Genomic DNA, 12,146 nt, shown 5'->3' with positions numbered 1-12,146 from the left:
TTGCTTACACTGCAGGGACGATGCTGCCGTTATCCAGCTGTTGCCAGATAGCCGTGAATTTCTGCCAGGCCTCCGGGCTTACCAGCTTGCTGTTGAACTGCTCGCTGCCATGAACAACAGACCAGGCTTTAGCCACAGTTGGCGACCACTCTTTGCCACCCATAAAGGTTTTTTTCCCGACCGAGTCACCGACCTCCTGCACCATCCAGTCGAGATTTTGTTTCAGACTGCAGGCAATATAATCAGGCGAGACATCTTTTTGATCGGCATAGCAGCCTATGGCTTTGACTTTAGCTGCCGCCGCCCCCTGCAGAGCGCCTAATCCGGTGACATCAGCGGCGTGCCAGATAACATCTGCCCCGTTACCAATCATTGTTGTTGCAGCCTCCCGCCCTTTTGCCGCGTTATCATAGTCGCCGGTGACTACACCCAATCCTTTAACACCCGGACGCGTTTTCTCCGCGCCGGCAATAAAGGCACGCATCATCGCCTGCTGCGTGGGGTTGTCGCCGCCGCCCACAAAGCCGACGGCTTTGCCCTTGTCAGAGATCAGCGCAGCCAGAGCGCCAGCAGCATAGGCAGCCTGCAGATAAGCCAGGTTGACGTACTCCACGTTGTCCACAACCTTTTCGTCAGGTTTGAACGTAGAGGCAAAGAAGTCGGTATCCGGGTAATCAGGCGCGATTTCCGCAAAGGCGGAGCCATACTCAAAACTGTGGCCAATAATCAAGGTGAAACCGTCATCAGCATAGCCTCTGATGACCTGCTCCATTTGAGCCTGCGGCACGCTTTCGCTCCAGGCTACCGTAAAACCCTCTTTCTTCAGAGCCTGCAACCCCTGATAAGCCAGCATGCTCCAGCCGCCATCGGCGACTGAGCCGGGCAACAGCAGAGCTATTTTGATATTTTTATCGGCGGCCAGCGCATTGCTGGACAGTAACGGCGCCAACGCAGGCAGCAACACCGCGCCCGCCAGCATTTTTGCAAATCCCCTGCGACTTACACCTGCCATTTTTTATGCCCCCTTAGCTCAAGATGATTTAGTTATGCCGCGATTTTCGTTACCTTAAAAGCACGTATTTTCGTACTCATTGATGCCTTAAAGGCAACGCACGGAGATTTTCATGCTGCAACATCGGCTGTGGACCTATCTGGATGAGGTCGCTCGCAGTGGGTCAATTCGTAAAGCCGCTGGTCGGCTGCATATCTCTGCTTCTGCCATTAATCGCCAGATCCTGGCGCTGGAGGAGGAGCTGGGGACGCCCTTGTTTCAACGTCTGCCGCGTAAAATGGTGTTAACAGCAGCGGGAGAAGTGCTGATTCATCACGTGCGGCAAACGTTTAAAGAGCTGGAATGGGCACAGATCAAGATTGAAGAGCTGAAGGGACTGAGGCGGGGCGAAGTCACAGTGGCCATGATGAGCGGGCTGGCGGCCAATCTTATTCCACGTATGGCAGCAGAGTTTCGCAGGGCAAATCCACGCGTAAAACTGATCCTCAGACAAATGACTACGGGGGAAGATATTACCAGCGCAGTCGCTTCAGGAGAGGCAGATTTAGGGTTGGGATTTGACTTTGACCTGCCACCTTCTCTGCGCAAATTGGGCAGTGCGGTGGGCAGGCTGGGTGCGGTGGTCGCCCCTGGCCATCCCCTGGCGGATAAAACCAGCCTCCGCCTGAGCGACTGTGTTCCTCATTCTCTGGTCATTGCTGATAAATCGATGGTTATCCGTCCCTATCTGAATGAGCTTTTTTCAAGGGCGATGGTGACTGTACATCCTGTTATCGAAACGAATTCCATTGAGGTGATGCGCCAGGCGGCGATGGTCGATCAGGCCTTAACTTTTTTAACCCCGTTTGATATCGAATTCGATCTGCGCAGCGGTCGTTTAATCTATATCCCGGTAAGAGAGCTTTCACAGCAGGCGCAGACCTTAATGCTAATAGGGCACGATCGCGGAACCAGCGCCATCGGCAGCGTACTGGCGGAGACGATCAAAGCCATGATGAACCAGATGGCGTGATATCCGAAGGAAGCTGGCCTGTTCGGCCATCAGGGCAAAACAGGCGCAGCAGTAAAGCCGTCTTAGCGTTGGAAAGAGGGTGTAAAGGCCTGCACTTCCTGAATCAGTTTGATCAACGCTTCAGCAGCGCGATCGGTCTCAACCTTTCCGCGCTCAGCATCAGCCGCCGCCGCGTTCCCCGTGGTACCAGAGGGGTGCAGGTCTTCAGCCATCCAGCCAAATCCCACGCCGCCTTCAGGGGTGAGAATACCGCCCTTTTCGGCCAGAGCTACGGAGGCGGAAACAAAATTTTCCGCATGCTCCATTTGCACCAGTTCGGGGTGTAAATGGAGCATCACGCTGGTTTCTGATTCACCACCGTGGATCCCATGCTGTAACTCTTCAGCGCAAAACAGATCGGCAGAATCGATCGTGCGAAACCAGCTCGCCCCTACGGCAAACATGTTCAGCTCAATTCGCAACTGACGGCAGACGATTTCCATCAGTTGGGGCTGTCCGCCATGTGAGTTCCAGAAAATAAGCTTGCGGACCCCTGCCCGCCAGGCACTTTTAGCCACTTCAAACCATACTTTACCCAGCACATCATAAGGAAGGGTTAACGTGCCCGGAAAGTTAAGGTGCTCGTCTGACTTACCAATGGGCAGAGCCGGAAGGATCAGGACTGGAAGATTTTCAGGCATCATTTCCACTGCCCGGGCGACGATCCCGGCATTGATCGCCGCATCCACCCTGACAGGCAGATGAGGGCCATGTTGCTCTACTGCTCCAATCGGCAATATTGCGATAACTTTGTCCATTTCCAGCTCGCTGAACTCACGGGTGGAGAGATCCCACCACCAGCGGGAAGAAGGCATATTCATAAGGCGTACTCTCCTGCACAATTTTTTTAAGTCTGATCGTTTTCACGCGCGAATTGAAGCAGCAAAATTGCGGCGGAGCGTTGCTTTTTAAGCATCAGAAGGCGACAGAGATGACACCCATGCCTGAAACATGGTACCAATGCGAAGCGACTTTTCTCAGGGAGGTATATGCATGTCAGCCAAACATCCGGTGATTGCCGTAACGGGTTCCAGCGGGGCGGGAACCACCACCACCAGCCTGGCCTTCAGAAAGATTTTTCAGCAGCTTGGCCTGCATGCCGCCGAAGTGGAAGGGGACAGCTTTCACCGCTATACCCGCCCTGAAATGGATATGGCGATCCGCAAGGCGCGGGATATGGGCCGCCATATCAGCTATTTTGGCCCGGAGGCCAACGACTTTGCGCTGCTGGAACAAACCTTTACCGAGTATGGCCGCACCGGCAGCGGTAAATCCCGCAAGTATCTGCATACCTATGATGAAGCGGTGCCGTGGAATCAGGTGCCGGGCACCTTTACACCCTGGCAGCCGCTGCCCGAACCTACCGACGTGCTGTTTTATGAAGGGTTGCACGGTGGCGTGGTTACCCCACAGAATAACGTGGCTGCGCATGTCGATCTGCTGGTAGGCGTCGTGCCTATCGTTAACCTGGAGTGGATCCAGAAGCTGGTGCGAGACACCAGCGAACGCGGCCATTCGCGTGAAGCGGTAATGGACTCAGTGGTGCGCTCAATGGAGGATTACATTAACTTCATTACGCCGCAGTTTTCGCGCACGCACATTAACTTCCAGCGCGTGCCGACGGTGGATACCTCCAATCCCTTTGCCGCCAGGGCTATCCCGTCGCTGGATGAAAGCTTTGTGGTGATCCACTTCCAGGCGCTGGAAGATATTGACTTCCCCTACCTGCTATCGATGCTGCAGGGATCCTTTATTTCGCATATCAATACGCTGGTGGTGCCGGGCGGGAAAATGGGGCTGGCAATGGAGCTGATTATGGGGCCGTTGGTTAAACGTCTGATTCAGGGTAAGAAAATTGAGTAACGCCCCGGTAAAAAGACGTTACTCCCATGCTCAGCGAACTACTTTTCCTGTAATTCGATCACTTCATAGCTGTGGGTCATATTAACCCCTTTACCCAGCATCAGCGCCACAGAGCAATACTTCTCTGCGGAGAGATCGACGGCGCGCGATACCGCTTTGTCACCCAGCCCGACGCCGCTGATGATAAAGTGCAGATTAATGTGGGTGAAGAGGCGGGGAGCCTCTTCACGCCGCTCTGAGGTGAGCTTCACCTCACAATCCTTTACGTTATGGCGGCCCTTCTGCAAAATAGAGACCACGTCGATGGCGCTGCATCCGCCCGCTGCCATCAGCACCATTTCCATCGGACTTGGCGCTTTATCCCCGGCGTTTCCATCCATCAATACCTGATGTCCCGATGAGGATTCTCCCAAAAAGGTTAACCCTTCAACCCACTTGACCCGAGCCTGCATAACAAGTTCCTCTAATTCATTTAGTTAACCTCAGATTACGCTTTAGCCTGAAAAACGGCAATGTGGTAGTTTTCACACTATGCTGAAGCGAGACAACAGAAGACACTCACTGAAAGCTGTGCTACAAACAAAGCTGTAATATTTTCGTCAGTACTCTACAGGCACGACGAAACGAGACAACATAACGAGCCAGGCTTTTCACAGAGGCCCGAATACATTTCCTGATGGGAAACGCTTGATTATTTCAACGCCTGACAGGGAACTCTGCCCCTGTATTTAGGCACGATGACAACAGAGGATAACAGCGAATGGTTCTCGGCAAACCGCAAACAGACCCGACACTTGAATGGTTCCTGTCACATTGCCATATTCATAAGTATCCATCCAAGAGCACGCTGATTCATCAGGGTGAAAAGGCAGAAACCCTCTACTACATCGTCAAAGGCGCAGTAGCGGTGCTTATCAAGGATGAAGAAGGCAAAGAGATGATCCTCTCTTACCTCAACCAGGGTGACTTCATTGGCGAACTTGGCCTGTTTGAAGAAGGTCAGGAGCGTAGCGCGTGGGTACGTGCGAAAACAGCCTGTGAAGTGGCTGAAATCTCTTATAAAAAATTCCGTCAGCTGATTCAGGTTAATCCTGACATTCTGATGCGCCTCTCGGCACAGATGGCCAGTCGACTCCAGGTTACCTCAGAGAAAGTAGGCAATTTAGCTTTCCTTGATGTCACAGGTCGCATTGCGCAGACCCTGCTGAACCTGGCGAAGCAACCCGACGCCATGACCCACCCGGACGGGATGCAGATCAAAATCACCCGTCAGGAGATTGGGCAGATTGTTGGCTGCTCACGCGAAACGGTAGGCCGTATTCTGAAAATGCTGGAAGATCAGAACCTGATCTCGGCACACGGTAAAACTATCGTTGTCTACGGCACACGCTGATCGGCTCTGATCCACGGCGCAACAGCTCTTGTTGCGCCTTTTTATTTGGTACGGAGTGATGTGGCGTCGACTGATCTATCACCCTGAAGTAAACTACGCGCTGCGCCAGACGCTGGTGCTCTGCTTACCGGTGGCTGTCGGCTGGCTGCTGGGTGACCTGCAACGGGGCCTGCTTTTCTCTTTGGTGCCTGCCTGTTGCAACATCGCTGGTCTTGATACTCCTCACAAACGCTTCTTCAAACGCCTGATCATCGGCGGAAGTCTGTTCGCCTTCAGCAGCTTCCTGATCCAGTATCTGGGCGGACATGCGGTGCCTTTACCCGTTATTCTCTTCACCATGGCGATGCTGCTGGGCATAACCGGTGAGATCAGCCCGCTGCATGGCCGACTGCTGCCCGGCTCGCTGATTGCCGCTATTTTTACCCTCAGCCTGGCTGGCCGGATGCCCATATGGGAACCGCCAATGCTCTACGTGCTGGGCACCATCTGGTATGGCCTCTTCAACTGGTTCTGGTTCTGGCTGTGGAAAGAGCAGCCGATGCGGGAAACGCTCAGCCTGCTTTACCGCGAGCTGGCGGGCTACTGTGAAGCCAAATATACCCTGCTGACCAGGCTGACGGATCCTGAAAAGGCGCTGCCGCCGCTGCTGGCACGGCAACAAAAAGCCGTCGATCTGATCACTACCTGCTACCAGCAGATGCATATGCTTTCCGCTACCCGCTACAACCATCACAAACGTCTGACCAGAGCGTTCCAGGTGGCGCTGGATTTGCAGGAACATATTTCGGTCAGCCTGCATCAGCCCGAAGAGGTTCAGAAGCTGGTAGAGCAGAGCCATGCTGAAGCGGTGATCCGCTGGAATGCGCAAACCATCGCCGCCCGGCTTCGCATACTGGCTGACGATATTCTCTATCACAAGCTGCCTGAGCGCTTCACGATGGATAAGCAGCTACAGGCGCTGGAGAAAATCTCCCGCCAGCACCCGGACAATCCGGTGGGCACCTTTTGTTATTATCATTTCAGCCGTATCGCCAGGGTTTTACGTACCCAGCGGCCTCTGTATCAGCGGGATTTGATGGCTGACCGCCAGCGTCGTCTGCCTTTGTTACCCGCTATCAGAAGTTATCTGTCGCTGAAATCAGCCGCGCTGCGCACTGCCTCCCGCTTTGCCGTGATGCTGACTTTTGCCAGCTCGCTGGCGCTGTTCTTCAACTTGCCGAAGCCTTACTGGATCCTGATGACGGTGATGTTTGTCAGCCAGAACGGCTACAGCGCAACCCGCGTGCGGATCCAGCACCGTGCGCTGGGCACGCTGGCGGGACTGATTATCGCCGCCATCACGCTGCGCCTTCATGCGCCAGAATCGGTGGTGCTGCTGGTGATGCTGGCGATTACGCTTATCAGCTATCTGTTTATCCGTAAATTCTACGGCTTCGCGATGATTGGCTTCACGGTAACCGCAGTCTGGTCCCTTCAGCTTCTGTCGCTTAACGGCGCGGACTTCCTGCTGCCCCGCCTGCTTGATACGCTGATGGGCTGCCTGATCGCTTTCGGCGGCATGATCTGGCTCTGGCCACAATGGCAAAGCGGTCTGCTACGGCAGAATGCGCATGATGCGCTTGGTACCTATCAGGATGCATTACAGTTGCTGCTGGGCAACGAGCAGTCACCTGAGAAGCTTGCCTGGCAACGTATGCGGGTGAATCAGGCACATAACGCCCTGTTTAACTCGCTGAATCAGGCGATGCAGGAGCCAGGCTTCGATTCACGCTACCTTTCCGATATGAAACTTTGGGTGACGCACAGCCAGTTTATCGTGGAGCATATTAACGCGATGACCATCCTGGCGCGTGAGCATACGATGCTGACCACTTCGCTGGCAGAACGCTATTTACAGGATTGTGAAGTGGCGTTACAGCGCTGCCAGCAGCGTCTGGAATATGACGGGCCAGGCCCGGAAACCAACGTGATGGATTCGCAGACTGGGGTAAGTCAGGGGCCGACCACTATTCTCGAAAGACACGTAAAGCGTATTCTGGGGCACCTGAGCGTGATGCACACCATCTCTTCGCTGGCATGGAGCGCACGTCCCCATCATGGACGCTGGTTGATACGGAAGCTGAGAAGATTATCCTGATAACGTGTTTTGAAGGGAAAGTGCCGGGGAGCTGCACGGTACAGCTCCCAAGGGCCTGTTAAGCGAGCACTTTTTCCACTGCGCGGGCAAAGCGAACCATGCCCTCCTGGATATCCGTTGGTTCAATCACCAGCGAAGGGGCAAAACGGATCACCTCCGTTCCGGCATTCAGGATCATTACGCCTTCGTCAGCAGCAGCGTTCAGGATATCGCGCGCTTTACCGGCATGTTGCGGCTTCAGCGCCGCACCAATCAGCAGTCCTTTGCCACGAATATCGCTGAACAGATCCAGCTTCGCATCAAGCGTTTGCAATGCTGCCACGAAGAGTTCACGGCGCGCTTCCACGCCGCTCAGCACTTCATCGGTGTTAATGATGTCCAGCGCCGTCTCCGCAATGGCACAGGCCAGCGGATTACCGCCGTAGGTGGTGCCGTGCACGCCGGGCGTCATGGTGGCAGCAATCTCGTTAGTCGTCAGCATCGCGCTGATTGGGAAGCCGCCGCCCAGCGCTTTGGCGGTAGTCAGAATATCCGGCTGCACGCCATAATGCTCATACGCAAACAGCTTGCCGCTGCGGCCCATGCCGCTCTGCACTTCATCCAGCACCAGCAGCGCCTGATGTTCATCGCAGAGTTTACGCAGGCCCTGCATAAATTCAGCGGTGGCAGGCATCACTCCGCCCTCGCCCTGGATCGGCTCCACAACGATGGCGCAGGTATGGTCATCAATTACCGCTTTCACTGCCGCCAGATCGTTAAACGGCACGTGAACGATGTCGGCAGGTTTAGGGCCAAATCCATCAGAATATTTTGGCTGTCCGCCTACGGAGACGGTAAAGAACGTGCGTCCATGAAACGCATTGTGGAAAGCGATGATTTTACTTTTATAAGGAGAATGGCGTTTGGCGGCGTAATAGCGGGCCAGCTTGAAGGCAGCTTCGTTGGCTTCGGCACCCGAGTTAGCAAAGAATACCCGCTCAGCAAAGGTGGCAGCAATCAGTTTGCTGGCCAGACGCAGCGCGGGTTCATTGGTGAACACGTTGCTGGTGTGCCACAGCGTTTCTCCCTGGGTCTTTAACGCTTCAACCAGCGCAGGATGACAATGCCCTAACGCCGTCACCGCAATGCCGCCGGAGAAATCGATATACTCTTTTCCCTGCTGATCCCAGACGCGGCTGCCTTTGCCCTTAACAGGCACAAACGCCGCTGGTGCATAAACAGGCAAAATCACCTTATCGAACGTCGCCCGCGTTACCGCTAATTTATCCGCCGCCATTAACTACCTCATCGTTTTATTCTGTTACAAGAGAGTGAAATTATAATCATAAAATATGCATAAAAAATCACTCAAAAGCAATTTTTTCACGCTTTCAGGAAATTGCTCAGCAACTGATGCCCCTGCTCGCTAAGGATGCTTTCAGGATGGAACTGTACCCCTTCCAGCGGCAAAGAACGGTGACGAAATCCCATGATTTCATCAGGCTTGCCGTCGCAGAGCGTCCAGGCTGTTATCTCAAACGCTTCCGGCAGCGAGTGGGTTTCAACAATTAACGAGTGATAACGCGTCACCTTCAGCGGGTGGTGCAGTCCGGCAAAGACGCCGCCTTCATTATGTTCAATAGCCGAGACCTTGCCGTGCATCACCTGCCGCGCCCGGATGACACGGCCGCCAAAAACCTGAGCGATAGCCTGATGCCCAAGACAAACGCCCAGAATGGGCAGTTTTCCGGCAAATTCGCGGATTGCCGCCAGCGAAACCCCTGCATCGTCGGGCGTACAGGGGCCGGGTGAAATCACCAGCCGCTCAGGGCGCAGGGAAGCTATCTGCTCTAACGAGATCTCATCATTTCGGTGAACCTGGACCTCGGCGCCCAACTCGCAAAAATATTGGTAGAGGTTCCAGGTAAAAGAGTCGTAGTTATCAATCAGCAGTAGCATGGTAGCTCCAGGCAGGTTCAGGACGGCGCTATTCTACGCACTTTCCGGCCGCTTGCTTACCACTTTGCCAAAAGCCGCCGTCAGTAAGCTGAGATCGCCCGCCAGGCTCGCCTGGTTAGCGGCCCGCCAGCTTTCCGCATCAATTTTCGCCCACTGAATATCAAAACCGGCGTGGATAATTATCTGTTCAAACAGCATGCGCTGAGCGCGTCCGTTGCCTTTCAGAAAAGGATGCAGAACCGTCAGCTCACAGTAGTACCAGGCCAGACGCTCAGTCAGCGCCGCAAGAGGCAGATCGGCCAGGCCGTTTTCATCCTCCAGCGCCTGCATCAGCGCATTCCCCTCTTTTTCGATATATTCAAAATGGCAGCAGGGCGTATCACCAAGCTGAATATCAACCTGACGCAGCTCGCCAGCGTCTGCTAAAACGTCCTGAAAAAGCGCATGGTGAAGCGCCTGCAGATGAGGCAGTCCCGGATGTTCCGGGCCGGGCTGAAGCGGAGTGCCGCCAAGCAGAAAGCTGGCGTAAAAGTTGGCTTCCTGCCGTTGTTGCCACAGGGTGAACTTCTGTTTTTCTGTGATTTTTTTTGTCATGCGGTCTCCCAAAACCAGGTGATTGCTGCGCGGTGCGGCCTGATGACCGCATTACTCGCACTAATTATAAGCAGCAATCACCCAACGGGAGATTAAGGAAGCACTTTTGCGGAAAGGATCACCACCGGTTTAACCGGAACGTTCTGGTAAGGGCCAACGTTCTGCGCCTGAACCTGAGAAATTTTATCGGCCACATCCTGACCTTTCACCACTTTGCCAAAAACGGCGTAGCCAAAATCACGCTGCCCGTGATCGAGGAAGGCATTGTCTGCCACGTTGATAAAGAACTGGCTGGTAGCGCTGTCTTTGTCGGAAGTACGGGCCATTGAGATGGTGCCGCGTTTGTTCAGCAGACCGTTGTCAGCTTCATTTTTAATAGGTGCATTGGTCGGCTTCTGCTGCATATCCGCCGTGAAACCGCCACCCTGAACCATAAAGCCTGGGATAACGCGATGGAAGGTGGTGTTGTTATAAAAACCGCTGTTCACATAGTCGACAAAGTTTTTTGTGGAGATGGGGGCTTTCTGATTATTGAGCTCCAGCTCAATATTGCCGGCAGAAGTGGTCAGCAGTACATGCGTATCTCCCTTAGCGGCAAAGGCGGAAACGGAGAGGGTGGACAGTGCAAGCACGGCGGCTACCGCAGTCAAAGTACGTTTTAACATGAAAGATTCCTTACGAAGGGCTACAAGCCAAAAAAATGATTGTAAAGAGGCGCTTATCACGGCGCCAGTGTTTTACTTTTATTTACTCGCGAACGTCGCCAGGCAAACGCTTGCGAAGCGGTTAAAACAGTGACTCCAGTCACGAAATTCATGTATTTGAAAACAAATGTTTCATTATTTATTTAAGCCGATCACGATTCTCGCTACACTTCCGCTGCATACCGTGGACGACCCGCGCCACGCTCCCTTTGACTCACAGGTTTCCAACTTATGACTAATCGCGATCGCATCGGGCTTACCTGGATCAGTTTCTTCTCTTACGCACTTACAGGCGCAGTGGTTATTGTGACCGGGATGGTGCTGGAAAATATTGCTGATTATTTTCAGTTACCCGTCGCCCAGATGAGTAACACCTTTACCTTCCTGAACGCTGGTATTCTTGTTGCGGTCTTCCTGAACGCCTGGCTGATGGAAATTATTCCGCTGAAGCGTCAGCTGATCTTCGGCTTTGTGCTGATGGTGCTGGCGGTACTGGGGCTGATGACCAGCCACAATCTGAGCGTTTTCTCGCTGTGCATGTTTGTGCTGGGCGTGGTGAGCGGCATTACTATGTCGATTGGCACCTTCCTGATCACTCATCTGTATGAAGGACGTCAGCGCGGGTCACGCCTGTTGTTTACCGACTCCTTCTTCAGCATGGCCGGTACGATATTCCCGATCATTGCTGCAGCAATCCTGGCACGTTCGCTGCCGTGGTACTGGGTTTATGCCTGCATTGGCGTGATCTATCTGGCTATTTTTGTGCTCGCACTCTGCTTTGAATTCCCGGTACTCGGCAAGAAAGCCCCTAATCAGCCCCAGGGCGAGAAAGAGAAGTGGGGCCTGGGCGTGCTGTTCCTGGCCATTGCGGCACTCTGCTATATCCTTGGTCAGCTGGGCTTTATTGGCTGGGTTCCGCTCTACGCCACGAAAACGATGGGCATGGATATCAGCCAGGCCGGTGGGCTGGTGGGCAACTTCTGGACCTCCTACATGATTGGTATGTGGGCCTTCAGCGCCATTCTGCGTTTCTTCGATCCGCAGCGTATTCTGACCGTGCTGGCGTTGATGGCTACGGCGCTGATGTTCTGGTTTGTCAGCGCAACCGACGCTTCCATGCTGAAATGGATCATGATCGCCCTGGGCTTCTTCTCCAGCGCCATCTACACCACTATCATCACGCTTGGTTCACTACAGACTAAAGTTTCCTCACCGAAGCTGGTGAACTTTATCCTTACCTGCGGCACCGTAGGCACTATGCTGACGTTTGTGGTCACCGGCCCGATTGTGGAAAAAGGTGGCGCGCACGCCGCCCTGCTTACCGCAAACGGCCTGTATGCCGTGGTCTTCGTGATGTGCCTGCTGCTGGGCTTTGTCAGCAGGCATAAGCTGCCAGGACATATGTCCGCGCATTAATCATCAGCAGACAAAAAGAGAAAGGCCAGATAAATCCG

At 53.9% G+C, this 12,146-nt stretch carries 12 protein-coding genes; 5 read left to right on the top strand and 7 right to left on the bottom strand.

Annotation, left to right across the window (positions count from 1 at the left end):
* Window positions 1-4: 4 nt before the first annotated feature.
* A complete protein-coding gene (locus SD961_RS05415) occupies window positions 5-1,012 on the bottom strand; it encodes a BMP family protein (RefSeq protein WP_318789360.1) in 1,008 nt (335 codons plus the stop codon).
* A 112-nt stretch (window positions 1,013-1,124) separates the two neighbouring features.
* Between SD961_RS05415 and SD961_RS05410 the strand changes: the two genes are divergently transcribed.
* Entirely contained in the window at window positions 1,125-2,024 is a 900-nt protein-coding gene (locus SD961_RS05410) for a LysR family transcriptional regulator (protein ID WP_318789359.1), read from the top strand.
* 62 nt (window positions 2,025-2,086) lie between these two features.
* On the opposite strand, the gene SD961_RS05405 is transcribed toward SD961_RS05410, so the two are convergent.
* Window positions 2,087-2,884 carry a creatininase family protein gene (locus tag SD961_RS05405; protein ID WP_318789358.1) on the bottom strand — a complete coding sequence of 266 codons (798 nt, stop codon included), beginning with the start codon at window positions 2,882-2,884 and terminating at the stop codon, window positions 2,087-2,089.
* Window positions 2,885-3,056: 172 nt separating this feature from the next.
* Here SD961_RS05405 and SD961_RS05400 point away from each other — a divergent pair, with 172 nt between their 5' ends.
* A complete protein-coding gene (locus SD961_RS05400) occupies window positions 3,057-3,926 on the top strand; it encodes a phosphoribulokinase (protein ID WP_318789357.1) in 870 nt (289 codons plus the stop codon).
* Window positions 3,927-3,964: 38 nt separating this feature from the next.
* Here SD961_RS05400 and SD961_RS05395 read toward each other — a convergent pair whose 3' ends face one another.
* Window positions 3,965-4,378, bottom strand: coding sequence for an OsmC family protein (locus SD961_RS05395; RefSeq protein ID WP_318789356.1), 414 nt, complete (start codon window positions 4,376-4,378; stop codon window positions 3,965-3,967).
* A 308-nt stretch (window positions 4,379-4,686) separates the two neighbouring features.
* On the opposite strand from SD961_RS05395, the gene crp reads away from it, so the two are divergent.
* A complete protein-coding gene (gene crp / locus SD961_RS05390) occupies window positions 4,687-5,319 on the top strand; it encodes a cAMP-activated global transcriptional regulator CRP (protein WP_034895576.1) in 633 nt (210 codons plus the stop codon).
* A gap of 58 nt (window positions 5,320-5,377) precedes the next feature.
* Window positions 5,378-7,456, top strand: coding sequence for a YccS/YhfK family putative transporter (locus SD961_RS05385; protein ID WP_318789355.1), 2,079 nt, complete (start codon window positions 5,378-5,380; stop codon window positions 7,454-7,456).
* Between the two features lie 58 nt (window positions 7,457-7,514).
* Here SD961_RS05385 and argD read toward each other — a convergent pair whose 3' ends face one another.
* The 4 genes from argD to ppiA all read right to left on the bottom strand — a co-directional run bounded on the left by argD (window position 7,515) and on the right by ppiA (window position 10,653).
* Window positions 7,515-8,732 (bottom strand): bifunctional acetylornithine/succinyldiaminopimelate transaminase, encoded by a 1,218-nt coding sequence (argD, locus tag SD961_RS05380; RefSeq protein ID WP_318789354.1) that lies wholly within the window; start codon window positions 8,730-8,732, stop codon window positions 7,515-7,517.
* Window positions 8,733-8,818: 86 nt separating this feature from the next.
* Window positions 8,819-9,394 carry an aminodeoxychorismate synthase component II gene (locus tag SD961_RS05375; RefSeq protein WP_318789353.1) on the bottom strand — a complete coding sequence of 192 codons (576 nt, stop codon included), beginning with the start codon at window positions 9,392-9,394 and terminating at the stop codon, window positions 8,819-8,821.
* Between the two features lie 33 nt (window positions 9,395-9,427).
* Window positions 9,428-9,988 carry a putative adenosine monophosphate-protein transferase Fic gene (locus SD961_RS05370; protein WP_318789352.1) on the bottom strand — a complete coding sequence of 187 codons (561 nt, stop codon included), beginning with the start codon at window positions 9,986-9,988 and terminating at the stop codon, window positions 9,428-9,430.
* A gap of 92 nt (window positions 9,989-10,080) precedes the next feature.
* Window positions 10,081-10,653 carry a peptidylprolyl isomerase A gene (gene ppiA, locus SD961_RS05365; protein WP_318789351.1) on the bottom strand — a complete coding sequence of 191 codons (573 nt, stop codon included), beginning with the start codon at window positions 10,651-10,653 and terminating at the stop codon, window positions 10,081-10,083.
* Between the two features lie 270 nt (window positions 10,654-10,923).
* On the opposite strand from ppiA, the gene tsgA reads away from it, so the two are divergent.
* Window positions 10,924-12,108, top strand: a complete 1,185-nt coding sequence (tsgA, locus tag SD961_RS05360; protein ID WP_318789350.1) for an MFS transporter TsgA — start codon at window positions 10,924-10,926, stop codon at window positions 12,106-12,108.
* Window positions 12,109-12,146: the final 38 nt, after the last annotated feature.

The organism is Erwinia sp. MMLR14_017, from assembly GCF_033657285.1.
Classification (GTDB): Bacteria; Pseudomonadota; Gammaproteobacteria; order Enterobacterales; family Enterobacteriaceae; genus Erwinia.
The sequence above is the reverse complement of the archived record's forward strand: the minus strand, read 5'-3'. Positions and strand labels throughout refer to the sequence as shown.